The sequence below is a fragment of the Roseinatronobacter sp. NSM genome (assembly GCF_052379845.1).
GTDB lineage: Bacteria > Pseudomonadota > Alphaproteobacteria > Rhodobacterales > Rhodobacteraceae > Roseinatronobacter.
In genome coordinates, this window is the sequence record NZ_JBQTCF010000016.1 from 44,511 (window position 1) to 71,020 (window position 26,510).

Consider the following 26,510-nt stretch of genomic DNA (forward strand, 5'->3'; position numbering starts at 1 on the left):
GTTCAATTCAAGTCCTGCACCAAAAAAAACCACTTGGCAAGGCGCTTGAATTAGGGCTGAGACGTGTAATCATACCATTTTGACAGAATATACCGGCTTGTCATCAAATCCAGATGCGCCCCGCCGCCATTCTTGCAAATTGTAATTGCTTCATTGGATGGTCTGGAAAACAGGCTGCTGTCTATATCATAATAGTCCGCCAGAACATCATTGGGGTTAATAACACCGCGCGACAGCGGGTCCTTCAATTCGCCTATATGGTCCAGCGTGGTATCGCGGCTGTCAACAAACAGGGCGGCGCGCTGCAATGCGGTGTCGTCCACTTCGCGCATATCCGCGCGGTAAGCCCCGATCAGGTCCAGATGCTGGCCCGGACACAGCCACTCGCCGCGAATGACCGGCGTTGTGCTCATGGTTGCGGTGCAAATGATGTCGGCCTGCGTAACAGCGCGTTGCAGATCCTCCGTTGCTGTGGCGCCAGTCAATGCGCCGGCCAGTTCGGTGGCAGCGCTGAACCGGCGGCTCCAGATCGTGAATTCCGCATCTGGAAATACGGCGCGATAGGCAGAATACATGCTGCGCGCCACAGCACCCGCCCCCACAAGGGTAATCTTGCGGCTTTCAGGGCGCGCAAGGTGCCGCGCCGCCAGCGCACTATCCCCGGCGGTTTTCCATTTCGTCACCAGATGAAAATCAACACTTGCCTGAAGCGTGCCGTCTGTGTCCGAATACAACGACACGCCCCCATTCACGGATGGCAGGCCCTGCATCGGATTATCGGGAAAAATCGTTGCCGTTTTGACCAAAGCCCCCAACCCGTCAATCCATGCGGCACGCGACAACAGGGTATCCCCGCGCCGATACAGAAAACTGTCAGTAATTTCCGCTTTTGGCAGGCGGTGGCCCCGTTCCATTGCAGCGATAAGTTCAAGCCAGTTCAGCTGTGGTTCTATATCAGCGGAAATGATGGGAAATGTCATTCTGCCCCTCTTTTTGCGTCAGCCTGACAGCCCGAATTGGGCAAGCGTATCTTTCAACCCGTCAGTCGTCCGGAACACATGCCCGGCCCACCCGCGCGCCAAGGCTGCATCAATATTTTCGGTGCGGTCGTCGATAAAGAACAGGTTTTCCGGCGCGATGCCGGTTTCATGTTCCAGTATCTCATATATGCGGGCTTCCGGTTTCATCACGCCAAGGCGGCCAGAAATAAATGCGCGGTCGAATTCACGCAGGAAATCATACTTGGCCTGCGCCAGTGTGAATGTGTCATCGCCAAAATTCGACAAGGCAAATACCGGGACGGATTGCGCGCGCAAATTACGCAGCATTTGAACGGATGGCGCAATAACGGGCGCAATCATGTCCACCCAATGATCATGCCAGATCATGATTTCGCGTTCCCATTCGGGGTGATGGTCAAGCATTCCCAAAACGGTGTCACGAAACGGCGCGCCACGGTCGATACGGGCATTCATTCCGTCCAAATCAACCGCCGCGAACAATGCCTTGCGCCGGTCCTGCCCGATCATGCCATCATAAAACCCTTCTGGGTCCCAGCCGATCAGGACATTTCCAATGTCAAATACCACGGCGTGAATGTCGCGTGTCATTGTGCAAGTGCCTTCGCATGAAAGGCGATATGCTCGCCCATGAAACTGGACACAAAGAAATAGCTGTGGTCATACCCCGCCTGCATGCGGAAGGTGCCGGACTGGCGGCGCGCGGCCATGGCATGGGCCAGCGCTTCGGGGCGCAGCAGGTCCAGAAACTGGTCGGACGCACCCTGATCAATCAGCACATCGCCCTGAAACCCGCAATCCCGCATCAGCAGGCTGGAATCATGCGCGGCCCATGCGTGTTCGTCCGTGCCCAGATAGGCCGCGAACTGCTTGCGGCCCCAATCGCTGGCTGTCGGGTTGGCGATGGGCGCAAAGGCCGACACGGATGCAAACCGCCCCGGCAGGTGCATCGCCATGCTTAGCGCCCCGTGCCCGCCCATGGAATGGCCGGTAATGGCCTGGCGGTCTTCTTCCAGCGCGAAATTGCCTGTCAGAACGCGGGGCAATTCATCAGTGATGTAATCCCACATGCGGTAGTGGCTGGCCCAAGGGTCCTGGGTGGCATTCACATAAAACCCGGCCCCCTGACCCAGATCATAGGCGTCATCATCGGCCACCCCGTCCCCGCGCGGCGATGTGTCGGGAAATACCAGCGCCAGCCCATGCGCCGCCGCATGCGCCTGCGCGCCTGCCTTAACCATGGCGTTTTCATGCGTGCAGGTCAGCCCCGACAAATACCACAACACCGGCACCGGATGCAGCCGCGCTTCCGCTGGCAGGAACAAACCGAAGGTCATGTCACACCCCAGCGCCGTTGACGCGTGACGAAAAACGCCCTGCACACCACCGAAACACGCGTTTTCAGAAACCGTTTCCATACCACTCTCCGTTCAGTTTGGGGCACTGTGTCAGAAGCTGGTGACCCATGCAATCACCACAGGCACCGTGACAATGCTTAGCAAAGTGGAAACAAGAATCGTCGCAGACACCCGCGCCGGGCCTGCCTGATATTGCTGCGCCAGAATGAACACATTGCCCGCAACCGGCAGCGCCGCAGCCGCGATCAGCACCCCCGCCACATAGGGGTCCACGGCAAACAAGCCCAGCGCCGCCACCGCCACCGCCGCAGGGTGCACCACCAGTTTGGCAAAGGACAGCCAGGACACAATCTGCAGGCGTTCAATCCTCTTGTCGGCCAGCGATGCGCCAATGGCAAACAGCGCGCATGGGGTCGCAGCCGCGCCCAGAAGGGTCAGGAAATCATTGGCGGGCAGCGGCACCTGCCACCCTGTCGCCGACCATGCCAGCCCCAGCACCATGGCCACCACCATGGGGTTGCGCAACACGGCCCCCAGCAGGCGCGCAGGCAAGGCGCGGTCCACCCGTCCCCCGCGCGCCAACGTAATAAGCACGGCAAACAGCGATGAAAAAATGATCAGGTCGATTGTCAGCACCAACAACACGGTTTTGACCGATGCATCCCCCAACAGCACAACCAGCATGGGCACCCCCAAAAAGCCGGTATTGCCGATGACGGCGCAATGGGCCTCGATGGCGGCGGTGTCCAGCCGCACGCCCCGCGCGAAGGCCACCACCATGACAAGCGCATAGACCCCCCCACAGGCCAGCAAATACGCCCCCGCCGCCTGCATATCCAGCAAATCCGCGAAGCTTAGGTTGGCGGCAAACCCGAACAGCATTGCGGGCAGCGCGAAGTAAAAGACGAATTTCGTCAGATAGGCCGTGGCCTGCGTTGGAAAAAAACCCGACCGCCCGGCCCAGAACCCCAGCCCGATCAAGGCAAAGAACGGCAGTGTTTTCAGGAATATTTCAACCATCAGCGCCCTGATTTAACATGTGAAATGACATATCGGCATATTGTGCGCTTTCCTTGCTGATTGCCAGCCACTATCCTTGCAGGGCACAAGGGGTAGGGCAGTCGTGACAACACAGACAATCAGGCAAGGGCGCAAATTCACGCAGGTCCTGGACGGGGCGCGGCAGGTCTTTATCGAAATGGGATATGAGCGCGCCAATGTCGATGAAATCGCGCGCGTTGCGGGCGTGTCAAAAGCGACGCTATACAGCTACTTCCCTGACAAGCGGCAACTTTTCATCGAAGTATACCAGACTGAGCTTCTGAACCTTGCAGATGCGGCGATGGAATTTCTAGCCCCCGATGCCCCGCCGCAACAGGCGCTTCATGGCGCGGCATTGCGGCTTATCGACTACATGATATCGGATTTCGGGATAGCAATGTTTCGCATCTGTGTGGCCGAAGCGCCGCGATTTCCCGAAATCGGGCAGGCATTTTATGAAAACGGGCCGGAACTGGGGCGTGTGCGCCTTGGGGCCTATTTCAGGCAGGCTATCGCGCGGGGCACGCTGGTGATTGAGGATATTGATCTGGCCGCCGACCAGTTCTTCCAGCTGTGCCAGACCACCATTTGCGACCGCATGCTATGCGGTGTGCAAACCCGTTTCCCGCCAGAAGATATCGCGCGCATTGCGGACGGGGCGGTTGCCATGTTTATGGCGCGCTATGGTCGGACGGCCTGACAGGGCTTGCCGCGCGCTGTGCGCAACTGTATCGAGTGTTTCCCCAATCCATAGCTGTTCAGGAGTGTTATGACCGCCCCCCAGATCGCCGCCCGCATTGCCACTGATGTCAACGCCCGCCCCCAACAGGTTCAGGCCGCTATCGCGCTGCTGGACGAAGGGGCCACAGTGCCCTTCATCGCGCGCTATCGCAAGGAAGTGACCGGCGGGCTGGACGATGCGCAGCTGCGCCTGCTGGCTGAACGCCTGACCTATCTGCGCGAGTTGGAAGACCGCCGCACGGCGATTGTGAAATCCATATCCGAGCAGGGCAAGCTAAGTGACGATCTGGCACGCGCCCTTGCCAGCGCCGACACGAAGGCCACGCTGGAAGATCTGTATCTGCCCTATAAGCCCAAGCGCCGCACCAAGGCGATGATCGCGCGCGAAAACGGGCTGGAGCAGCTGCTGGACGCCATTTTGACCGAACGGCGCGATCCGCAGGCGCTGGCTGGCGCCTATGTGTCTGATGCTGTGCCCGACACCAAGGCCGCGCTGACAGGCGCGCGCGACATTCTGGCCGAACGCCTGTCGGAAGATGCCGCATTGCTGGGCCGTTTGCGCGACCATATGCGCAGCAACGGGGCCATTGCCGCCAGTGTTGCGGAGGGCAAGGAAACCGAGGGCGCGAAGTTCAGCGATTATTTCGCGCATTCCGAAGCGCTGAAAACCTGTCCCAGCCACCGCGCCCTTGCCATGCTGCGCGGCCGGAACGAAGGCGTCCTGCATCTGGACCTGACATTGCCAGACGCCGCGCCCGTGGAACGCATGGTGCGCGCAACTGTGGGCCTTGGCGGGGGTGGCGCGGCAGATGACTGGCTGGCCGCGGCCTGTGACTGGACATGGCGCATCAAGCTGAAACTGTCGCTGACAATTGACCTGATGGCCGAATTGCGCGAACGCGCCGAAGAAGAAGCCATTCGCGTCTTCGCGCGCAACCTGCATGACCTGTTGCTGGCCGCCCCCGCAGGCAACCGCGTGACATTGGGCATTGATCCGGGCATTCGCACCGGCTGCAAGGTTGCAGTGGTGGACGGAACCGGCAAATTGCTGGACACGGCAACCATCTATCCCTTCCAGCCCAGGAATGACCTGCGCGGCGCACAGGCCACACTGGCCGCATTGATCGCGCGCCATAAGGTGGCCTTGATCGCCATCGGCAACGGGACCGCCAGCCGCGAAAGCGAACGCATGGTGGCGGACTTGCTGGCGCAACTTCCGGGCAGCGCGAAACCCACCAAGGTGGTGGTGTCCGAAGCGGGGGCATCTGTCTATTCGGCGTCCGCGCTGGCCTCGGCGGAATTTCCGGAATTGGATGTCAGTTTGCGCGGCGCTGTGTCCATTGCCCGGCGCTTGCAGGACCCGCTGGCAGAACTGGTCAAGATTGACCCCAAAAGCATTGGCGTTGGCCAGTATCAGCATGATGTGAACCAGACCCGCCTTGCGCGGATGCTGGATGCAGTGGTCGAGGATGCTGTGAACGCGGTTGGCGTGGACCTGAACACCGCATCCCCGCCCCTGTTGGCGCGCGTGTCGGGGCTGGGGCAAACCCTGGCGGAAGCCATTGTTGCGCATCGCGATGCAACAGGCCCGTTCAAAACCCGCAAGGAATTGCTGAAAGTTGCCCGCCTTGGCCCCAAAGCATTTGAACAGGCGGCGGGGTTCTTGCGTATCCGTGACGGGGCCGAACCGCTGGACGCATCGTCTGTTCACCCCGAAGCCTATGCGCTGGCGCGGCGCATCGTCAAGGCAACGGGCAAGGACCTGACTGCACTGATGGCCGCGCCATCAGTCCTGCGGTCACAGGAACCGGCGGATTTTGTCGATGACAGTTTCGGCCTGCCCACTGTGCGCGATATTTTAAGCGAGCTGGAAAAACCCGGCCGCGACCCCCGCCCCGAATTCAAGACCGCCAGTTTTGCCGACGGGATCGACAATATTACCGATCTGCGCCCCGGCATGTCACTGGAAGGCACAGTCACCAATGTTGCGGCTTTCGGGGCGTTTGTGGATATTGGGGTGCATCAGGACGGGTTGGTGCATGTCAGCCAATTGGCCGACCGTTTTGTAAAAGACCCGCATGAAGTGGTGAAAACCGGCGATGTGGTGCGCGTGCGCGTGGTCGAGGTGGACGTGCCGCGCAAACGCATCGGGCTAAGCATGCGCAAGGATGGCGGGTCGGATGCTGCGGCCGCCGGCCCTGCTACCTCGCGCGATGCGCGCCGCGACAACACCAAACCCGCCGCGAAATCGCACGGAAAACCACAGGCGAAACCAGACACCGCAGCGCAGATGGGCGGGCTTGGCGCGGCGCTACAGGCTGCGATGAAGAAACGCTAGAGTGGGTCGCGTGAATGCGAATGAACGCAACACGCACTAGCGTTCTTCGGTCAAGGTAGCGCATTGTGGCTATTGGGGCTGGCCTGAATGGGGTGTTGGCCCTTGGATATAGCCCGCAGTATCGGCGGGCCGGGGTCTGCCGATCCGGCATTATAGGAATGCAGTTTATCCCTGCGGCATATTCCTGACATCAAACGCTTGGCACGCCTTCAGGTCATCGGCGGGCCGCGGGACGGCCCGCCGAGTGTGCGGCGGCCTGCGGCCTTTGCTCCGCACTGGGGAATACCGCCGACGTCCGCAACAGCCCGGAATTCAGTAATCGTGCCGTTCTACCTGACAAGAGACCGTTTTGCGGCTGCAGACCGGGGCGATGCAGCGTTACGGGACGTTGCACATGCCACTAGTGCGGCGGGCCTGCGCCCCATGCTTCGCGCCAAAGCCCCCTGTCACGCGATTTCAAAAACGCCCTCAATCTCGACCGCGACGCCCAGCGGCAGGGAGGGTGCACCCACAGCGGCGCGGGCGTGGCGGCCTGCATCCCCGAACACGGCAACCATCAGGTCTGACGCGCCATTGACGACCTTGGGCTGGTCAGTGAAATCAGGCGTGCTGTTGACAAACCCCGTCAGCTTGACAACCCGTTTCAGGCGCGACAAATCCCCGCCACAGGCAACACGCAGCTGCGCAATCAGCGCCAGCGCGCAGGCTTTCGCGGCCAGCGCCCCTTGCGCCACGTCCAGTTCAGCACCCAACTTGCCACAAATCAGGCCATCGGCCCCTGAACTGATCTGGCCAGAGACGAACACCAGATTGCCGCTTTGCACAAAGGGCACATAATTGGCGGCAGGCGCAGGCGCGTCGGGCAGGGTCAGGCCAAGATCGGACAGGCGGGTTTCAACAGCGTTCGTCATGGGTTTGGTCCTTATCGGTTGGAATGGGCAATCAGCCCTTAGTGACAGCAGCACGCTACAGCCCTGTCGCGCAGACGCAAGGGGGTCAGGCCAGAAGGCGGGTCGCGCTTTTGCCGGTAATGGCAACATCCACAATGGCCCCAACGGGGCGGGGCGCTGCGAACTCGACTTCGGTGAATTGTTCTGTGCGGCCCATATGGGGGTTTTCCATCAACACGCGGTGGCGCTTGCCCTGCTGGGCGGCCAGATGCGCGGCGCAGGCGCGCGCGCCCGCATCGCGCAGGCGTGCGGCACGGTCACGAATGGTCTTGCCGCCCAGTTGCGGCATACGGGCCGCTGGCGTGCCCTTGCGCGGGCTGAAAGGGAACACATGCAGGAATGTCAGCCCGCAATCGTCCACCAGCTTCAGGGAATTGGCAAACATCGCGTCGGTTTCCGTGGGGAAACCCGCAATAATGTCCGCGCCAAACACCATATCAGGGCGCAGGCTGCGGGCATCTTCGCAAAAGCGGATCGCGTCATCGCGCAGATGGCGGCGTTTCATGCGTTTCAGAATCATGTCATCACCCGCCTGCAAGGACAGGTGCAAATGCGGCATCAGGCGGGGTTCGGTTGCGATGGCTTCCATCAGTGCGGGGTCTGCCTCGATGGAATCGATAGAGGATATGCGCAGGCGTGCCAGATCGGGCACCAGTTTCAGAATGCGGCGCACCAGATCGCCCAGCCGTGGGGTTGCGGGCAAATCCGCGCCCCAGCTTGTCAGGTCCACGCCGGTCAGCACCACCTCGTTATAGCCCTGGCCCACCAGACGCTTGACTTGTTCCACCACCACGCCCGCAGGCACAGACCGCGAATTGCCCCGCCCGAACGGGATGATGCAAAATGTGCAGCGATGGTCACAGCCGTTTTGCACCTGCACATAGGCCCGCGCGCGCGTGCCGAACCCGTCAATCAAATGGCCAGCGGTTTCGCGCACTGACATGATGTCATCGACCTGCACACGTTCGGTCGCCCCAATCAGGTCAGGGGTCAGTTGCGCCCATGTGTTGGGCTGCATCTTTTCGGTATTGCCGATAACGCGGGTCACTTCGGGCATTGCCGCGAATGTTTCGGGTTCGGTCTGCGCGGCGCAGCCGGTCACGATGATGGGCGCATCAGGGTATTCGCGGCGCAGGCGGCGAATTTCCTGCCGCGCTTTGCGCACGGCCTCGGCGGTGACCGCGCAGGTGTTGACGACAACCGCCCCCTGCACACCGGCCGCTTCGGCAAGGGCCTTCATCGCCTCAGTCTCATAGGCGTTCAGGCGGCAGCCCAATGTTGTGAAGACAGGCGCGCTCATCTATGGGCCGCAAGGAATTGCGCGGGCAGCGTGGCGTCAAACACATGCGCCACCGGGCCGGACAGCCACACGCCATCCTCGCGCCAGTCGACCAGCAATTGCCCGCCATCGGCATCAATGCGCACCTGCCGCCCCACCAGCCCGCGCCGGTGGGCCGCAACAGCGGTCGCGCAGGCCCCTGACCCGCAGGCAAGCGTTATGCCTGTGCCGCGTTCCCACACGCGCAGGCGCAGGTGGTCCGGGGCCGTCACGCTGGCAAATTCCACATTGGTGGCTTGCGGGAACAGCGGGTGGTGTTCGGTCTTGCGCCCCTGTTCGGCCACGGGCGCGCTGTCCGCATCCGCCACGAAGAAAACGCAATGCGGGTTGCCCATACCAACGGCTGCGGGGCTACCGTCAATCGGCAAATGGTCAATGTCACATTTCTGCGCCAGCGGAATATCCTGCCAGCCCAACAGCGGCGCGCCCATATTCACCCAGATCTGCCCCCGCCGGTTTTCCGCCAGCAATACACCGCGCGTGGTGCGAATGCGCAGCTGGTCCAGCCCGCGCGCGGCCATGACCATATGGGCCACGCAGCGCGTTGCGTTGCCGCACGCCCCTGCGCGTGATCCGTCGGCATTCCAGAAATCAAGGTCCAGATCGGCGGCATCGGATGTTCGCAATTCCGCCAGTTGGTCAAAGCCCACCCCGCGGTGACGGTCGCCAATGGCCGCCGCCAGCGCGGCCGTCATGACCCCGCCTGCAAGGTGCATCGAGTCGATGATCACAAAATCATTTCCCGCGCCATGCATTTTGACGAAGGCCAAGGGGGCGTTTCTATCCATCATGGGCGCGATATAAGAGGCGTGCGGCACGCTGACCAGACATCATTTCAAGAATGATCGGGATTAAGGACGAAAAAGCGCATTTCGCCCTTGACCCGGTGACTGCGCTTTTCTAAGTAGCGCGTCATAGTGTGGGCCGGTAGCTCAGTTGGTAGAGCAGCTGACTTTTAATCAGCGGGTCACAGGTTCGAATCCTGTCCGGCTCACCACTATTTCCTTTAACAGTGTTTTAGTCCCTTCCGGGTCGCAGTTCATGCGCCATTCCAATCCGTTCGGGAGATTTTCCATAAACGAGTTTGGCCATTCGGGCAGCGCAATGGGGCGCGCTTCATGCCTGCAGCTGTGGGGGCATGGGGCAGGTGGGGGCTGTATTTCCACGCGGGGACCGGCCTGACATAGGGCACTCGTCGCGCATATGGAACGAAATCGGCGTTGCCGCGTTTATATGCGAATGCTTTTGTCAGGAGGATGAAGAATGAAATCCCTTACCTTGCTGCTCTGCCTGTCTGCACTTGCTGCATGTGCAACAGTTGATGGGGCAGGGCGTGATATGCAAACTGCAGGTCAAGCCATCAGCCAAGAAGCCCGACAGGCGCAATCCGGCATGTAAGCTGCCTGTGGACCGGATTGCGCGACAGGGCGGCAGGTCCAGAAACAAGTTTGTTGGCTGGTTGGTGGTGCGGGTGGAGGGACTTGAACCCCCACGCCTTGCGGCGCCAGAACCTAAATCTGGTGCGTCTGCCAATTTCGCCACACCCGCATTGCGCATTTCCTACCAAAAGAAAACAGCGGATGCGAGGGGTATTTCACCTGTTTGCGCCCTGATACTGCGATTATTGCAGGAAAAATTTACGCAAGGACCGCAGGTCGGCAGGCCGGGGGGCTGCGTCGCGCCTTGGCAACATAAAACGCCGCAAAACAGCGTCTTGCGGCGTTTTATGTTGGTTTGGCGGGTGGGGGGGCTACTCCGCGGGAACGGCGTCCGCCTCGTAGCTTAGGGGGTGGGGCAGATGCACCAGCATTTCCTTGGGGCAGATTTGCACGAAATGCGCCTTTTCGCGGTCCCAGTTGCGTAGGATTTCCAACGCGCGCTGCGATTCCGTTTCCTTGGCGTGCATTTCGATCAGGCTTTTCAGCTGATCTTCCCAATGATCCACCGTGACGGCGCAGGTCACCAGCGATTCCATGTTGATCAACTCTGGCGCCATGCCGTCAGGGTCATACAAATACGCCATGCCCCCCGTCATGCCCGCACCGAAATTCGCGCCGATGCTGCCAAGGATAACCGCCACACCGCCGGTCATATACTCGCACCCGTTCGACCCGCAGCCCTCGATCACGACTTTTGCACCGGAATTGCGCACAGCGAAACGCTCGCCCGCGCGGCCTGCGGCAAACAAATGGCCATCGGTTGCACCATACAGGACCGTGTTGCCGATAATCGTGTTCTCATGCGCAATCAAGGGCGAAGACATGCGCGGACGCACCACCACCAGCCCGCCGGACAGCCCCTTGCCGACATAGTCATTGGCATCACCGAACACTTCAATCTTCAGGCCCGGCGCGGCAAATGCCCCCAGCGACTGGCCCGCGCTGCCCGCCAGTTTGACGGTCAGGTGGTCGGGTTGCAGATTGTTGCGCATGCCAAACCGCTTGACAATATGACTGGACGCGCGCGTGCCGACAGTGCGATGGGTATTTTCCACCGCATAGGACAGCTGCATCTTTTCACCGTCTTCAAAGAAGCGCGCGGCGTCGCGGATGATTTCGGCATCCAGCGTGTCGGGAACCGCGTTGCGCGGCTTGTCGCGGTCATAGCGGATGTGTTCGGACCCGTCGACAGTCAGCAACAGCGGGTTCAGGTCCAGATCATCCAGATGTGCCGCGCCACGGCTGACCTGCGCCAGAAGATCGGCACGGCCAATCACCTCATCCATGGAACGCGCGCCGATGCTGGCCAGAATCTCACGCACTTCCTGCGCGTAGAAGGTGATCAGGTTCACCACCTTGTCGGCATTGCCGGTGAATTTGGCGCGCAGGCGTTCATCTTGTGTGCAAACCCCCACCGGGCAGGTGTTCGACTGGCACTGACGCACCATGATGCAGCCCATGGCAATAAGGGCAGCCGTGCCGATGCCGTATTCTTCGGCCCCCATCATCGCGGCCATGACAATATCGCGCCCGGTGCGCAGCCCGCCATCGGTGCGCAATGTCACCCGTTCGCGCAGCTTGTTCATGGCCAGCACCTGATGCGCTTCGGTCAGGCCCATTTCCCACGGCAGGCCCGCATATTTGATGGACGTTGCCGGGCTGGCGCCTGTGCCGCCGTTATGGCCTGAAATCAGGATGATATCGGCCTTGGCTTTGGCAACACCGGCCGCGATTGTCCCCACACCCGATGATGCCACCAGTTTGACCGTGACCTTCACGCGCGGGTTGATCTGTTTCAGGTCATAGATCAGCTGCGCCAGATCCTCGATCGAATAGATGTCGTGGTGCGGCGGCGGGGAAATCAGCGTCACGCCGGGGGTGGAGTGGCGCAGGCGCGCAATCAGCTTGGTCACTTTCATGCCCGGAAGCTGGCCACCTTCGCCCGGTTTGGCCCCTTGGGCCACCTTGATTTCCAGTTCTTCACAGGCATTCAGGTATTCGGCGGTCACCCCGAACCGGCCAGACGCCACCTGCTTGATCTTGGCGCAGGGGTTGTCGCCATTGGGCAGCGGGTGCGCGTGGGCGGGGTCTTCGCCGCCTTCGCCGCTGTCCGACTTCGCGCCAATGCGGTTCATCGCAATATTCAGCGTCATATGCGCTTCGGGGCTAAGGGCGCCCAGCGACATGCCCGGTGTGACAAAGCGTTTGCGGATTGCGGTAATGCTTTCCACTTCTTCAATCGGGATGGCCTTGCCCAGCGGTTTGATATCCAGCAGGTCCCGCAGGTGAATGGGCGGGTTGGCCTGCATGGCGGCGCTGTATTGTTTCCACAGCGCATAGCTGGACTGGTTGCAGGCCTGCTGCAACAGGTGCATTGTCTGCGCTTCCCACGCATGCTTTTCGCCCGAACGCCGCGCCTTGTAGAACCCGCCAATGGGCAAAACATCCTGCCCGCCGCGCCAGCCCTTGGCGTGCACTTCTTCCAGCTTCATCTGGATACCATGCAGGCCAATCCCGGAAATGCGGCTGTGCATGCCGGGGAAATATTCGGCGCACAGCGCGCGCGACAGGCCCACAGCTTCAAAATTCAGGCCCCCGCGATAAGAGGAGATTACCGAAATGCCCATCTTGGACATGATTTTCAGCAAGCCCGCATCAATCGCGGCCCGGTAGCGGCGCATCGCATCGACAAGCGACCCATCGACAAGCCCGCGGTCAATACGGTCGGCAATGGTTTCCTGTGCCAGATAGGCGTTGACAGTGGTTGCCCCGCAGCCAATCAGAACCGCGAAATAATGCGGGTCAATGCATTCGGCGGCGCGCACATTCAACGAACAGAAGGTGCGCAGCCCTTTGCGTGTCAGCCAGCCATGCACGGCACTTGTTGCCAGAATCATGGGCATGGCCACCTTGTCCGGCCCCTGATGTTCATCGGTCAGCACCAGATGGCCCGCGCCGGAACGCACGGCATCTTCGGCTTCGGCGCGGATACGCGCCAGCCCGTCGCGCAGCGCATCTTCATTCGCGTCCACGGGGAAGGTGCAGTCGATAAACGCGACCTGATCCCCGAATTCGCGCACCATTTCGTCGAATTCACCATTGGCCACGAACGGGCTTTCCAGCACCAGAATTTCGGTCTGGCTGCTGTCTTCGTCCAGCACGTTGCGCAGGTTGCCAAAGCGGGTTTTCAGCGACATGACGCGGAATTCGCGCAAACTGTCGATGGCCGGGTTCGTCACCTGACTGAAGTTCTGGCGGAAATAATGCGACAGCGGGCGATAGACCTGTGACAGCACCGCAGACGGCGTGTCATCGCCCATGGACGCGATCATTTCCTTGCCATCTTCGGCCATGGGGGCCAGAACCTGCTCCACCTCCTCGATGCTGTAGCCCGCTGCGACCTGACGCTTGCGCAGTTCTGCGGCGTCCAGTTTGCGGGTTTCGGGAACGTCGCGCAGCTTGTCGTTCAGGTCAACAATCTTGTCGTTCCAGTCGCCAAAGGGCTGCGCGCCCGCCAGTTTGTCCTTGATTTCAGTGTCGTGATACAGCCTGCCTTCGACCATATCGACGGCAATCATCTGGCCCGGGCCAAGCGCGCCCTTCTCGCGGACATTCAATTCATCCACGACAACCATGCCCGCCTCGGACCCGGCAATCAGCAGCCCGTCACCTGTCACCACATACCGCATGGGGCGCAGGCCGTTGCGGTCCAGACCGGCGCAAACCCAGCGCCCGTCCGTCATGGCCAGCGCTGCGGGGCCGTCCCACGGTTCCATCACGGAATTGCAGTAGGAATACATGTCGCGCCATGGTTTGGGCATTTCCACGGCCTGTTTGGACCACGCTTCGGGGACCAGCATTGTTTTGGCCATGGGGGCATTGCGCCCCGCGCGCACCAGCACTTCAAACACGGAATCCAGCGCGGCGGAATCGGACGCGCCGGCCGCAACAATCGGCTTGATATCTTCGGCCATTTCGCCAAATGCCGAGGACGCCATGCGGATTTCGTGGCTTTTCAGCCAGTTCAGGTTCCCTTTCAGCGTGTTGATTTCGCCGTTATGGGCCAGCATGCGGAAGGGCTGCGCCAGCCACCATTGCGGGAAGGTGTTGGTTGAATAACGCTGATGGTAGATGGCGAAGGCAGATTCAAAACGATCATCTTTCAGGTCGGGGTAGAATTCCGCGACCTGTTCGGCCAGCATCATGCCCTTGTAAATGATCGACCGGCACGACAGCGAACAGATGTAAAACCCCGCAATGCCCGCAGCAGTGACCGCTTTTTCAATGCGGCGGCGGATGACGTACAATTCGCGCTCGAATGTTTCTTCATCCGTGCCCTTGGAATTGCGGATCAGGATCTGTTCAATCTCGGGGCGGGTTGCATTGGCCTTGTCGCCCAGCACGCTGACAGTGACCGGCACATGGCGCCAGCCATAAATCGCATAGCCCATGCGCAGAACTTCGGTTTCAACAATCGTGCGTGACCGTTCCTGCGCGGCAAAATCCGTGCGCGGCAAGAACACCTGCCCCACAGCCACCAACTGGTCGGTCATGGGTTCATGGCCCGTGCGGCGGATCTTGTCATAGAAGAAATTGACAGGGATCTGGACGTGAATGCCCGCGCCATCGCCGGTTTTTCCGTCCGCATCTACAGCGCCACGGTGCCAGATGGCTTTTAGCGCGTCGATACCGTTTTCAACCACCTTGCGCGACGGTTTGCCGTCCAGTGACACCACCAGACCCACACCGCAGGATGAATGTTCATCTTCGGGTTTATACAGGCCATGTTCAGCGACAAAGGCACGGCGGGCTTCTTCACGGGCGGCCCATGCGTCATCATATTGCGTCATGTCAGGTTCCTTTGATCGGAATGCGGTTATTCGGCAGCAACCTGTGCGGGTGCCGAAAGATAATTCAGGATCGATTGCGCAGCTTCACGCCCGTCACGAATGGCCCAGACCACCAGACTGGCCCCGCGCACGATGTCGCCCACGGCCCAGACACCGGGCATGTCGGTTTCATGCGTGTTGAATTTCGCGCGCACCGTGCCCCAGCGGGTTACCGGCAGGTCGGGCACCCCCCACAGCGTTGGCAGGTCTTCGGGTTCAAAACCCAACGCCATGATCACCATATCGGCGGTTTCGGTGTAATCGGCGCCCTCGATCACCTCGGGGGAGCGGCGGCCGGTTGCGTCGGGCTGGCCCAAACGCATTTTCTGGACACGAACACCCGTCACGCTGCCATCATCGCTGGTGACAAATCCGGCAGGGGCGGCCAGCCAGACGAATTCGACACCTTCTTCTTCGGCATTCTGGGTTTCGCGGCGCGAACCGGGCATGTTTTCGCGGTCACGACGATACAGGCATTTTACTGATGTCGCGCCTTGGCGGATGGCGGTGCGCACGCAATCCATGGCCGTATCACCGCCCCCGATGACAACAACCCGCTTGCCGCGCGCGTCCAATGCGCCCGAATCGAATTCCGCGACATCATCACCAAAGCTTTTGCGGTTTGACGCCGTCAGGAAATCCAGCGCCTTCAGCACGCCGGTTGCGTTCGCGTTGGGTGTATTCAGGTCGCGGGCCTTGTAAACACCTGTGGCAATCAGCACGGCATCATGTTTGCCGCGAATGGCGTCAAAACTTATATCTTCGCCGACATTGCAGTTCAGCACAAATTCAACACCGCCCTGTTCCAGTTGTTCGATGCGCTGCATCACAACGGGCTTTTCCAGCTTGAAGCCGGGAATGCCATAGGTCATCAGCCCGCCCGCGCGGTCATAGCGGTCATAGACCGTCACCTGCACACCCGCGCGGCGCAGCACATCTGCTGCCGCCAGGCCGCCGGGGCCTGCGCCGATAATGCCCACGGATTCCGCGCGCTCGGTGCTGGCAATAACGGGTTTCACCCAGCCTTCCTGCCATGCCAGATCTGTCAGGTATTTTTCAACCGCACCAATGGTCACGGTGCCATGGCCGGATTGTTCGATCACGCAATTGCCTTCGCACAGCCGGTCTTGTGGGCAGATGCGCCCGCAGATTTCGGGGAAGGTGTTGGTGGCCTGCGACACTTCATAGGCTTCCTGCAACCGCCCTTGGGCGGTCAGCATCAACCAGTCGGGGATGTTGTTGTGCAACGGGCAGTGGCTTTGGCAATAGGGAACGCCGCACTGGCTGCAACGCCCTGCTTGCTCTGCTGCCTTTTCGGCGGCAAACTCGCGGTAGATTTCACCGAAATCCTCGGTCCGCGCGTCCGCCGGGCGTTTGGGGGGTGTTTCCCGTTCGACGGTCACAAAACGGAGCATTTGCTGCTTGGCCATGGCTGATCCTCCAGAATTCAGAGTTTGTGTCTTAGCCAAGGTCGAAACCAAAGAAAAGTCACTAATACTGACCTAAATCGATTATTTTTGGGCCGGTTGGCAAGAAAAAGTCAGTTTGATGCGAATTTTAGGTCATAAGGGTTGTCGTATATATCTGTTTGCGCTCAGACTTCATTAGGATAGCTTGCCGAAAAATGCCGGGGACATCATGACCTTTTTCCATATTTTCCTGCTTGCGATGATTCAGGGCATCACCGAATTCCTGCCGGTATCGTCCTCGGGTCATCTGATTTTGCTGCCTGCGCTGACGTCCTTGGAGGATCAGGGCCTTGTCATCGATGTGGCGGTCCATGTCGGCACCTTGTTCGCGGTGTGCTGGTATTTCCGCGCAGATGTGGGGCTTGCGCTGCGGGGGGTGCCGAATTTGCTGCGCGGGGATCTGCATGACCGGGGCGGGTTTCTGGCCTTTTGTCTGGTGATCGCCACGGTTCCCGTCATGATTGCGGGGCTTGTATTCAAGGTCTTGGGCATCATGGACATGTTGCGCAGTGTTGCCGTGATTGGCTGGATGATGATTATTTTCGGTATTGTCCTGTATGCGACCGACAAAATGGGCAAACAGACCCGCGTTGCGCAGGAATGGACGCTGAAACACGCCCTTGTTTTGGGGTTGTGGCAGGCGGTGGCGCTGATTCCCGGCACATCGCGTTCGGGGATCGTCATTTCGGGGGCGCGCGCCCTGGGGTATTCGCGCCATGATGCGGCGAAACTGTCAATGTTGATGTCGATCCCCACAATCATTGCGTCGGGCACATTGATGGGGTTGGATGTGGTGCGCATTGCCGATTGGCAGGCCGCGAAGGACGGGGCCATCGCAGCCGTTATTTCATTCTTCGCAGCATGGGCCGCGCTTGTCTTCATGATGAAGCTTCTGCGCTCCGTCAGTTTTACACCTTATGTAATTTACCGACTGGCGCTTGGCGCGGTCCTGCTGGTCGTCGCTTATGCCTGATCGGCTGCACCAGCGCATGGTTTGATCGATGCGGTGACATAATTCACCGACAGGTCACGTTCTGAAATGGACCAGTCCCAGCGCAGCTTGTCGAAAACGAAACCCTTGCGGTCCACAGGGTCAAAGCCCGCTTTGCGCAACAGGTCATACAGTTCATCGGGGGTGATGAATTTTGACCATTCATGCGTGCCCTTGGGCAGCCAGCGCATGACATACTCGGCGCCGATAATCGCCATGACAAAACTTTTCGGGTTCCGGTTCAGCGTTGAACATATCATCAACCCGCCCGGCTTCAGCAAGTGCTGGCACGCGGTCAGATAGGCCAGCGGGTCGGCCACATGTTCGACCACTTCCATATTCAGCACGATATCAAACTGTTCGCCCGCGTCGACCATGGCCTCGGCGGTGGTGTGGCGGTAGTCGATATCCAACCCCTGTTGTTCAGCATGGATTTGCGCAACGGGAATGTTGCGTTCTGCCGCGTCCGCGCCCACCACATCGGCACCAAGCCGCGCCATGGGCTCTGACAGCAACCCGCCCCCGCAGCCGATATCCAGCAACCGCAGGCCCGCAAATGGCATGGGCGCAGACATATCGCGCCCGAACTCCGCCGCGATCTGGCGGGTGATGTAATCCAGCCTGCAGGGGTTGAGCATGTGCAGCGGCTTGAATTTGCCATGCGGGTTCCACCATTCGGCGGCCATTGCTTCGAATTTGGCGACCTCGGCGGGGTCGATTGTTGATATGGTCATGCGCACTCCGGTTTTTTCGTCTATGGCATATGGCAGTAAGCTGTTTACAGGTATATAGTCCGTCTTATGGATAAGTCTGCCGGACATGACACCGCAGTATCGGCTCTTTACCCGATACCAGAACCTTTCGACCAGCGCATGCTTGATGTGGGGCATGGGCATCAGGTCTATGTCGAACAATGTGGCAGCCCGGATGGTATTCCCGTGGTTGTTCTGCATGGCGGGCCGGGCGGCGGGTGCAGCCCCGCGATGCGGCGCTTTTTTGACCCCAAGGCTTATCGCACGATCCTGTTTGACCAGCGCGGGTGCGGCCGGTCCAAACCCGCCGCCAGTATTGAGCATAACACCACTCAGCACCTGATCGCTGATATTGAGCTTATTCGTCAGACATTGGGCATTCAGCGTTGGGTGGTCTTCGGTGGCAGTTGGGGGGCGACACTTGCGCTGGCCTATGCGCAGGCCCATCCCGACAGGGCCGCATATCTGGTGTTGCGCGGGGTGTTCACGGGCACCAAGGCAGAATTGGATTGGTTTTACGGTGGCGGGGCAGGGCGGTTTTTCCCCGAACTTTGGGCGCAGTTCACGCGCCTTGTGCCGGAAGATGAACAGCATGACCTGATAGACGCCTATGGCAAGCGCCTGTTCAGCGGTGACCGCCAGCTTGAAGACCGTTTTGCGCGCAGCTGGACACGCTGGGAAAATGCGCTGGCGTCCATTGAAACCCGTGGGCTTGACAGTGCGGATGCGCCAAGCACCTATGCGCGCGCCTTTGCGCGGCTGGAAAACCACTATTTCCGCAACGGGTGCTTTCTGGGCGGGGACCGCGCCCTGATGAACGGGCTGGACCGGATGCGCCATATTCCCGGCACCATTGTTCAGGGGCGCTATGACATGATCTGCCCGCCCAGCACAGCGTGGGACCTGCACGCCGCGTGGGGCATGTCGCGGTTGGAAATGGTGCCGGTGGCCGGACATGCCTTGTCCGAGCCGGGGATAAGCGCCGAGCTTTTGCGCGTTATGAACCATCTGCGCAGCGACGCGCACCGCCTGAACCTTTAGCGCTTGCGTTTTCGGCGGCACCGCCCTATATCACTGCCAACAGCGGCGCCTGTGAAGGCCCACCGGAAAAACCAACGGGCCGCGCGGCCCGTTTTTTTATTTTGCCCCTCAGGAGGGCTGCATGAGCGACCTGATCGCCAAAACCACACTGGACCAGCGTGTCGCTGCCATCGTTGCCCCCGTCATCGAAGGACTGGGGTTTGAACTGGTGCGTCTGCGCGTGATGTCGGGCAAAACCCGCACACTGCAAATTATGGCGGACCGTCCCCAGGGCGGGATAGAAGTTGAAGATTGCGCGAAAATCTCAACAGCGGTTTCCGCGGTTCTTGACGTCGAGGACCCGCTGGAGGATGCCTATGTGCTGGAAGTGTCCAGCCCCGGCATTGACCGCCCCCTGACCCGCCTGAAGGATTTTGATGTCTGGAACGGCTATGAAGCGCGGGTGGAAACCACGGAACTGATTGACGGGCGCCGCCGTTTCCGGGGCATTCTGGCTGGTATTGACGGCGATGAAGTCCTGATCGAAATCGAAGAAAACGGCGAAGCGCTGACCATTGGCCTGCAATTTGACTGGCTGTCAGATGCCAAGCTTGTGCTGACCGATGAATTGATCGCTGAAATGCTGCGCGCACGCAAAGACAGTGGCGCCATTGACGAAAGCAAGTTTGACCAGATTGAAACGGACGCGCCCGACACTGGTGCGGACCAAGAGGAGCACTGAGACATGGCAATCACCTCTGCCAACCAGCTTGAACTTCTGCAAACAGCCGAAGCTGTGGCCCGCGAAAAAATGATCGACCCTGAACTGGTCGTTCAGGCGATGGAAGACAGCCTCGCACGGGCGGCCAAGTCCCGCTATGGCGCGGATATGGATATTCGCGTCCATATTGACCGCAGGACAGGGGTTGCAACCTTCAGCCGCGTGCGCACAGTCGTTGCTGATGAGGACTTGGAAAACCATCATGCGCAACTGACTGTTGCGCAGGCCGCGCCTTATCTGGATGACCCCAAGATTGGCGATGAAATCAGCGACCAGGTGCCGCCTGTGGAACTGGGCCGCATTGCTGCACAATCCGCCAAGCAGGTGATCTTGCAAAAGGTGCGCGAAGCCGAACGCGACCGCCAGTATGAGGAATTCAAGGACCGTGCAGGCACCATTCTGAACGGCGTTGTGAAGCGCGAAGAATACGGCAACCTTGTCATCGACATTGGCCGGGGTGAAGCGGTGCTGCGCCGCAATGAAAAGATCGGCCGCGAAAGCTACCGCAACGGCGACCGCATCCGTTGCTATGTCAAGGATGTGCGCCGCGAAGCGCGCGGGCCGCAAATTTTCCTGTCGCGCACAGCGCCGGAATTCATGGCCGAATTGTTCAAGATGGAAGTGCCCGAAATTTACGATGGCATCATCGAGATCAAGGCCGTTGCCCGTGACCCCGGTTCGCGCGCCAAAATTGGCGTCATCAGCCATGATTCGGGCATTGACCCGGTGGGCGCTTGTGTCGGTATGCGCGGCAGCCGCGTTCAGGCCGTGGTCAACGAACTGCAGGGCGAGAAGATCGACATCATCCCCTGGACCGAAGATCAGGCGACCTTCCTTGTCAACGCGCTGCAACCTGCAGAAGTCAGCAAGGTTGTCATCGATGATGATGCGGGCAAGATTGAAGTTGTTGTGCCTGACGAACAATTGTCGCTGGCGATTGGCCGTCGCGGTCAGAATGTGCGCCTTGCCAGCCAGTTGACGGGGCTGGATATCGACATTGTTACCGAATCCGATGATTCGGCACGCCGTCAGGCGGAATTCGCGGAACGCACGCGCCTGTTCATGGAAGAACTGGACATCGACGAAATGATGGCCCAGCTTCTGGTCGCCGAGGAGTTCAGCTCGCTTGAAGAAGTGGCATATGTAGATCTGGACGAATTGCTGGCGATTGACGGGTTCGACGAAGACACCGCCGAGGAGCTGCAAACCCGCGCGCGCGAGAAGCTGGAAGCGATCGCCACAGCCGCGTTGGAAAATGCCCGCGCGCTGGGCGTTGATGACAGCCTGATCGGGTTTGAGGGGCTGACCCCGCAAATGGTCGAAGCCCTTGCCAAAGACGGCATCAAGACGCTGGAAGATTTTGCAACTTGCGCGGATTGGGAACTTGCAGGCGGCTGGACAAGCGTTGACGGGAACCGCGTCAAGGATGAAGGGTTGCTGGAAAGCTTTGACATGAGCCTGGAAGAAGCGCAGCATCTTATCATGACCGCGCGCGTCATGTTGGGCTGGGTTGATCCGTCCGAACTGGGCGCCGATGAAAGCGACCTGGAACCAGCGGATCAGGAAGACTGAGCAGGGACAGGCAGGCATGGCCCGCGGCGGCAGGAAAACGGAACAAGACGGTCCGGAACGGCGCTGTATCGCCACCGGGCAGTCACAGCCGGCTGGTGGTTTGATCCGCTTTGTTGTTGGCCCCGACAGCCAGATTGTGCCTGATCTGGCCGCCAGGCTGCCGGGCCGCGGAATATGGGTCAGCGCCACGCGCGATGCACTGGCGCGGGCAGAGGCCAAGAAACTTTTTTCGCGCGCCGCGCGGCAGCAGGTCACCGTGCCCGAAGGTTTGGTTGATCTGGTCGAACAGCTTGTGGCGAAGCGGGTTCTGGAATTGCTGTCATTGGCGCGCAAGGGCGGGCTGGCGGTGGCGGGCTATGAAAAATGCCGCGATCTGGCGCTGAAAGACCAGATGTATGTGTTGATCCAGGCAAGCGATGGATCAACGCGCGGAAAGACAAAATTACGCCCCCCCGATGGGGAGAACAGCTATATTGGGTGCCTGAATGCGCAAGAATTGGGTTTTGCATTTGGGCGGGAACATGTGATACATGCCGCGCTTCGCTCTGGTGGACTGAGCAAAGCTGTTGTACAGGAAGCGGCAAGACTGGCCGGACTGCGCAAGGTAATCGGCGGAACGACCGCCGGAGAGGACAAGACGAACGCATGAGCGATACTGACGGAAAAAAACCACTCGGACTTGGCAGCAAAGGCGGCCAGGTGAAGCAGAGCTTCAGCCATGGGCGCACCAAATCTGTGGTGGTCGAAAAGAAGCGCAAGCGTGTTGTGGTGCCGAAACCCGGAACGCCGGGAAGCGCGCAAACCTCTGGCAGCGCGACGCCGCGCCCTGATCCTGCAAGGCGCCCGGCCGGTATTTCTGATGCGGAAATGGAACGTCGCCTGAAGGCGCTTGCCGCTGCCAAATCCCGCGAGGTCGAAGATGCGGCCATTCGCGCCGCCGAAGAACAGGCGCGCGAAGAAGAGCGCCAACGCCGCCGTGACGAAGCTGAAGCGCGCGAGCGTGAAGAACGCGAACGCGAAGAAGCCCTGCGCGCAAAAGCGGATGAAGAAGCCCGCGCGCGCGCTGAAGCCGAAATTCACGAAGAACGCAAAGCCGCCGCCGCTGCAGAAGCCGCAAAGCCCGCCGCTGCGCCAACAGCGCCTGAAGCGCCGTTGTCCGAACGGGCGCGCCCGGTTTCCGCCGATGCCCGCAAGGCCCCCAAGCGCCCTGATGATGACCGTCAGGCCCGTGCCGCGAAGCCGCGCGACGATGCAAGCCGCCGGTCCGGCAAGCTGACGTTGAAAGACGCGCTTTCGGGCGAGGGCGGGCGCCAGCGGTCCATGGCTGCGATGAAGCGCAAGCAGGAACGCGCCCGCCAGAAGGCCATGGGCCAGTCCCAAAGCCGCGAGAAGGTTGTGCGCGAAGTGCAGTTGCCTGAAACCATTGTGGTTCAGGAACTGGCAAACCGCATGGCCGAACGCGTTGCCGATGTTGTCAAATCGCTGATGAAAATGGGCGTCATGGCGACCATGAACCAGTCGATTGATGCAGATACAGCAGAATTGCTGATCGAGGAATTCGGCCACAAAGTGGTGCGCGTGTCCGATTCGGATGTGGAGCAAGTGATCGATCAGGTGCAGGATGCCCCCGAATTGCTGCAACCACGCCCGCCGATCATCACGATTATGGGCCATGTGGACCATGGCAAGACCAGCCTTCTGGACGCGCTGCGCAAAACCAATGTGGTTTCCGGCGAAGCGGGCGGGATCACCCAGCATATCGGGGCCTATCAGGTCACAACCGAATCGGGTGCGGTGCTCAGCTTTCTGGACACGCCCGGTCACGCGGCCTTTACCAGCATGCGCGCACGGGGTGCGAATGTGACCGATATTGTGGTTCTGGTTGTTGCCGCGGATGATTCGGTCATGCCGCAAACGATCGAAGCCATCAATCACGCAAAAGCCGCCAAGGTGCCGATGATTGTTGCCATCAACAAATGCGACAGGCCCGCAGCCGACCCCAACAAGGTGCGCACCGGGTTGCTGCAGCACGAAGTCGTGGTTGAGGCGATGTCGGGTGATGTGCAGGACGTCGAAGTGTCGGCCCTGACTGGCATGGGCCTTGATGCCCTGCTGGAAGCCATCGCCCTTCAGGCCGAAATACTGGAACTGAAGGCCAACCCCGATCGCGCGGCCATGGGCGCAGTGATCGAGGCACAGTTGGACGTGGGCCGTGGTCCTGTCGCAACGGTTCTGGTGCAGAACGGCACATTGCGCCAGGGCGATATCTTCGTTGTGGGCGAACAATGGGGCAAGGTGCGTGCGCTGGTCAATGACAAGGGCGAACGTGTCAAGGAAGCCGGGCCATCGGTTCCTGTCGAAGTGTTGGGCCTGAATGGCACCCCCGAAGCGGGTGATGTGCTCAACGTGGTCGAAACCGAAGCGCAGGCGCGCGAAATCGCGGATTACCGCCAGCAAGCCGCCAAGGACAAACGCGCCGCCGCAGGGGCTGCCACCACGCTGGAACAGCTTATGGCCAAGGCCAAGGCGGACAAGGACATTGCGGAATTGCCCGTTTTGCTGAAAGCTGATGTTCAGGGCTCTGCCGAAGCGATTGTTCAGGCACTTGAAAAGATCGGCAATGACGAAGTGCGCGTGCGCGTTCTGCATTATGGTGTGGGTGCGATCACCGATACAGATGTTGGGCTTGCCGAAGCATCCGGTGCGCCGATTATCGGGTTCAATGTGCGGGCCAATGCGTCTGCGCGCCAGTCGGCCAACCAAAAAGGCGTTGAGCTGCGCTATTACTCGATCATTTATGACCTTGTGGATGACATCAAGGCCGCCGCCTCTGGCCTGTTGTCTGCCGAAGTGCGCGAAAACTTCATCGGTTATGCCGAAATCCGCGATGTGTTCAAAGTGTCCGGTGTCGGCAAGGTTGCGGGCTGTCTGGTCACCGAAGGCGTGGCGCGGCGTTCGGCCGGTGTGCGCCTGCTGCGCGACAACGTGGTTATTCACGAAGGCACCCTCAAGACGCTCAAACGGTTCAAGGATGAAGTCAAGGAAGTTCAGTCTGGCCAAGAATGCGGCATGGCCTTTGAAAACTATGATGATGTCCGCGTGAAGGACGTGATCGAAATTTTCGAGCGCGAGGAAGTCGAGCGTTCCTTGACCTGAACCGTGCAGACACTGCAGCGCCTTTGGTTTGAAATACCGCAACCCCCTGCAGGTGGTTGCGGTATTTTCATATTCTGCGCGCAAAAATGCCCTGCTCAAATACAGGGGGCGCTGGTGCAAGGGGCGCGACGCAGCGGAATTGTCGACAAATTGCCTTGTCCAGCCTGCAAAACGGCCTATCTGCCCCACATTGTCGCGCAGGTTGCCGCGTTGCCGTTCCACCCTTTCGTTTGTCAGCTTATCGGAGAATGCCGTGACCGCCCCCTTTGCCCCAGCACCTGTTGATGTCCGGTCCCAAAGCCGTTACCCCCGACAGGCTGCAGGCGACATGCAGTCAAATAGCGGGGGCGCAGTGCTGGAACAGGGGTTCATACCAGATGCAAGCAATTCGCGGGCCTTTCGGGACGCGTTGGGCCAGTTTGCCACGGGCATAACCTTGGTGACGATTGCCAGCGAAAGCGGCCCTATGGGATTTGTCGCCAACAGCTTTTCAGGGCTATCGCTTGATCCGCCCCTGATTCTATGGTCGCCTGCGCGGTCGTCCAGCCGGTTCGGGCATTTTGCGAAGGCGGCGCATTTTTCCGTCCATATCCTGCGTGATGATGCGAAAGACTGGATCGCGCGTTTTGGTCGCCAAGGTGCAGGGTTTGACGGGCTGGCGCATGTGGTCACGCCCGAAGGAGTCCCGGTTCTGAACGGTGCCTTGGCGCGGTTCGATTGTGCGTTGCATGACACGCATGATGGCGGGGATCACTTGATCATTGTGGGGCATGTGCTGCGCTGCCACAGCAACGCAGGCCAGCCGCTGGTGTTCAGTCAGGGCAAATATGGCAGTTTTTATCCGCAGCCGTGACGTGCCCGCTTCGTGCGGGCGGGGCCATATACCGCCGCGCAACCCGCGTTATGGCTGCGCCGCAGTCGCAAGGATTGCGCGGCTGATGGTCATCAGGTAACCCCAGTCGTCGATTTGGGCAGTGGTAACCTTGGTTTTCATGTCGATATGCAGGAACGAATGGCCATGCACGAAGGACCACAGCATATAGGCGCGGCGCTGAACCTCTGGGGTGTTGGGCGGCAGGCCGAGACAGGCGGCAGCAGCAAGCACGACCACGCCAAAACAGCCTTCGCCCTTTACTTGCAGGTCGGGGGCGTTTTCATGCCCTTCCGTCAGGCCAAAGACCAACCGGAACACCCCCGGTTCGGTGCGCGCAAAATCAACATAGGCCAGCCCGATGGCCGCCACCGCTTCCAGTGATCCGACAGGGTGCGCAGCCGCCCCCGCTTCCATTGCGGCGCGTAGGCGGTCCATTGCTTCACTGACGACGCCGCGCAAAATCTCGGGGCGGTCCTTGAAGTGTTTGTAGGGCGCGGCGGAACTGACACCGGCGCGGCGCGCGGCCTCGGCCACCGAAAACCCATCCGGGCCATGCGTTTCGACCAGTTCACGAACTGCCGCAATCAATTGCGCGCGCAGGTCGCCGTGGTGATAGCCGGTCTTGGGCGTCACGGTCGCGGAAGCATCAGTTGGTGACGTGTCATTCGACATTGTGGTTGGGCCTTTTCTTAAAGTGAGTGGCGTTCACTTTCATCTTGACAGAAGTTAGCACTTCTTACATATACACGCAAGTGCAAGACTTTCCGTCCAGCTCCTGCAT

The 26,510-nt window shown here is 60.0% G+C and carries 20 protein-coding genes, 2 tRNA genes and 2 pseudogenes; 12 read left to right on the forward strand and 12 right to left on the reverse strand.

What is annotated here, in order from left to right:
- Window positions 1-50 precede the first annotated feature (50 nt).
- From ACTZWY_RS10390 to ACTZWY_RS10405, 4 genes are read right to left on the reverse strand one after another with little or no spacing between them, the layout of a single operon-like run.
- Window positions 51-980, reverse strand: a complete 930-nt coding sequence (locus tag ACTZWY_RS10390) for an ornithine cyclodeaminase family protein (protein WP_444790635.1) — start codon at window positions 978-980, stop codon at window positions 51-53.
- An 18-nt stretch (window positions 981-998) separates the two neighbouring features.
- Window positions 999-1,610 carry an HAD family hydrolase gene (locus ACTZWY_RS10395; RefSeq protein WP_444790636.1) on the reverse strand — a complete coding sequence of 204 codons (612 nt, stop codon included), beginning with the start codon at window positions 1,608-1,610 and terminating at the stop codon, window positions 999-1,001.
- Window positions 1,607-2,437, reverse strand: coding sequence for an S-formylglutathione hydrolase (fghA, locus tag ACTZWY_RS10400; protein ID WP_444790637.1), 831 nt, complete (start codon window positions 2,435-2,437; stop codon window positions 1,607-1,609). Before fghA ends, ACTZWY_RS10395 begins: the two co-directional genes overlap by 4 nt.
- A 30-nt stretch (window positions 2,438-2,467) precedes the next feature.
- Window positions 2,468-3,397 (reverse strand): AEC family transporter, encoded by a 930-nt coding sequence (locus ACTZWY_RS10405; protein ID WP_444790638.1) that lies wholly within the window; start codon window positions 3,395-3,397, stop codon window positions 2,468-2,470.
- Window positions 3,398-3,500: 103 nt separating this feature from the next.
- Between ACTZWY_RS10405 and ACTZWY_RS10410 the strand changes: the two genes are divergently transcribed.
- Window positions 3,501-4,118: a TetR/AcrR family transcriptional regulator gene (locus tag ACTZWY_RS10410; protein WP_444790639.1), complete on the forward strand. Its 618-nt coding sequence runs from the start codon at window positions 3,501-3,503 to the stop codon at window positions 4,116-4,118.
- 69 nt (window positions 4,119-4,187) lie between these two features.
- A complete protein-coding gene (locus tag ACTZWY_RS10415; RefSeq protein ID WP_444790640.1) occupies window positions 4,188-6,497 on the forward strand; it encodes a Tex family protein in 2,310 nt (769 codons plus the stop codon).
- Window positions 6,498-6,943: 446 nt separating this feature from the next.
- Here the strand turns inward: ACTZWY_RS10415 and ACTZWY_RS10420 are convergent, their stop codons facing one another.
- The 3 genes from ACTZWY_RS10420 to dapF form a co-directional block, all read right to left on the reverse strand.
- Complete coding sequence (locus ACTZWY_RS10420; protein ID WP_444790641.1) at window positions 6,944-7,408, reverse strand: RidA family protein; 465 nt, start codon at window positions 7,406-7,408, stop codon at window positions 6,944-6,946.
- Window positions 7,409-7,493: 85 nt separating this feature from the next.
- Window positions 7,494-8,747: a tRNA (N(6)-L-threonylcarbamoyladenosine(37)-C(2))-methylthiotransferase MtaB gene (gene mtaB, locus ACTZWY_RS10425; RefSeq protein ID WP_444790642.1), complete on the reverse strand. Its 1,254-nt coding sequence runs from the start codon at window positions 8,745-8,747 to the stop codon at window positions 7,494-7,496.
- A complete protein-coding gene (dapF, locus tag ACTZWY_RS10430) occupies window positions 8,744-9,577 on the reverse strand; it encodes a diaminopimelate epimerase (RefSeq protein ID WP_444790643.1) in 834 nt (277 codons plus the stop codon). Before dapF ends, mtaB begins: the two co-directional genes overlap by 4 nt.
- A 130-nt stretch (window positions 9,578-9,707) precedes the next feature.
- Between dapF and ACTZWY_RS10435 the strand changes: the two genes are divergently transcribed.
- Window positions 9,708-9,783: transfer RNA gene (locus ACTZWY_RS10435), tRNA-Lys, on the forward strand.
- Window positions 9,784-10,049: 266 nt separating this feature from the next.
- Window positions 10,050-10,184 (forward strand): entericidin A/B family lipoprotein, encoded by a 135-nt coding sequence (locus ACTZWY_RS10440; RefSeq protein WP_444790644.1) that lies wholly within the window; start codon window positions 10,050-10,052, stop codon window positions 10,182-10,184.
- Between the two features lie 65 nt (window positions 10,185-10,249).
- Here ACTZWY_RS10440 and ACTZWY_RS10445 read toward each other — a convergent pair.
- The 3 genes from ACTZWY_RS10445 to ACTZWY_RS10455 form a co-directional block, all read right to left on the reverse strand.
- Window positions 10,250-10,334, reverse strand: a tRNA-Leu gene (locus ACTZWY_RS10445).
- 202 nt (window positions 10,335-10,536) lie between these two features.
- The gene (gene gltB / locus ACTZWY_RS10450; protein ID WP_444790645.1) at window positions 10,537-15,075 is read right to left on the reverse strand and encodes a glutamate synthase large subunit; all 4,539 of its coding nucleotides are present in this window, start codon (window positions 15,073-15,075) and stop codon (window positions 10,537-10,539) included.
- A gap of 26 nt (window positions 15,076-15,101) precedes the next feature.
- Window positions 15,102-16,544 carry an NAD(P)-dependent oxidoreductase gene (locus tag ACTZWY_RS10455; RefSeq protein WP_444790646.1) on the reverse strand — a complete coding sequence of 481 codons (1,443 nt, stop codon included), beginning with the start codon at window positions 16,542-16,544 and terminating at the stop codon, window positions 15,102-15,104.
- Window positions 16,545-16,752: 208 nt separating this feature from the next.
- Here ACTZWY_RS10455 and ACTZWY_RS10460 point away from each other — a divergent pair, with 208 nt between their 5' ends.
- Window positions 16,753-17,556, forward strand: a complete 804-nt coding sequence (locus ACTZWY_RS10460; RefSeq protein ID WP_444790647.1) for an undecaprenyl-diphosphate phosphatase — start codon at window positions 16,753-16,755, stop codon at window positions 17,554-17,556.
- Here ACTZWY_RS10460 and ubiG read toward each other — a convergent pair.
- Window positions 17,547-18,308 carry a bifunctional 2-polyprenyl-6-hydroxyphenol methylase/3-demethylubiquinol 3-O-methyltransferase UbiG gene (gene ubiG / locus ACTZWY_RS10465; protein WP_444790648.1) on the reverse strand — a complete coding sequence of 254 codons (762 nt, stop codon included), beginning with the start codon at window positions 18,306-18,308 and terminating at the stop codon, window positions 17,547-17,549. The two genes, ACTZWY_RS10460 and ubiG, sit on opposite strands and share 10 nt — an antisense overlap.
- A 66-nt stretch (window positions 18,309-18,374) precedes the next feature.
- Between ubiG and pip the strand changes: the two genes are divergently transcribed.
- From pip to ACTZWY_RS10500, 7 genes and pseudogenes are all read left to right on the forward strand, one after another.
- Window positions 18,375-19,367 (forward strand): prolyl aminopeptidase, encoded by a 993-nt coding sequence (pip, locus tag ACTZWY_RS10470; RefSeq protein WP_444790649.1) that lies wholly within the window; start codon window positions 18,375-18,377, stop codon window positions 19,365-19,367.
- Window positions 19,368-19,488: 121 nt separating this feature from the next.
- The gene (gene rimP / locus ACTZWY_RS10475; protein WP_444790650.1) at window positions 19,489-20,088 is read left to right on the forward strand and encodes a ribosome maturation factor RimP; all 600 of its coding nucleotides are present in this window, start codon (window positions 19,489-19,491) and stop codon (window positions 20,086-20,088) included.
- Window positions 20,089-20,091: 3 nt separating this feature from the next.
- Entirely contained in the window at window positions 20,092-21,699 is a 1,608-nt protein-coding gene (gene nusA / locus ACTZWY_RS10480) for a transcription termination factor NusA (RefSeq protein ID WP_444790651.1), read from the forward strand.
- Between the two features lie 16 nt (window positions 21,700-21,715).
- Window positions 21,716-22,348, forward strand: coding sequence for an RNA-binding protein (locus tag ACTZWY_RS10485; protein WP_444790652.1), 633 nt, complete (start codon window positions 21,716-21,718; stop codon window positions 22,346-22,348).
- Window positions 22,345-22,882: pseudogene (locus ACTZWY_RS10490) on the forward strand (translation initiation factor IF-2 associated domain-containing protein); the annotation flags it as partial. The gene ACTZWY_RS10485 and the pseudogene ACTZWY_RS10490, both read left to right, overlap by 4 nt.
- A 65-nt stretch (window positions 22,883-22,947) precedes the next feature.
- Window positions 22,948-24,855, forward strand: a pseudogene (gene infB, locus ACTZWY_RS10495) (translation initiation factor IF-2); the annotation flags it as partial.
- 328 nt (window positions 24,856-25,183) lie between these two features.
- Entirely contained in the window at window positions 25,184-25,708 is a 525-nt protein-coding gene (locus ACTZWY_RS10500) for a flavin reductase family protein (RefSeq protein WP_444790653.1), read from the forward strand.
- 48 nt (window positions 25,709-25,756) lie between these two features.
- On the opposite strand, the gene ACTZWY_RS10505 is transcribed toward ACTZWY_RS10500, so the two are convergent.
- Complete coding sequence (locus ACTZWY_RS10505) at window positions 25,757-26,401, reverse strand: TetR/AcrR family transcriptional regulator (protein WP_444790654.1); 645 nt, start codon at window positions 26,399-26,401, stop codon at window positions 25,757-25,759.
- Window positions 26,402-26,510: the final 109 nt, after the last annotated feature.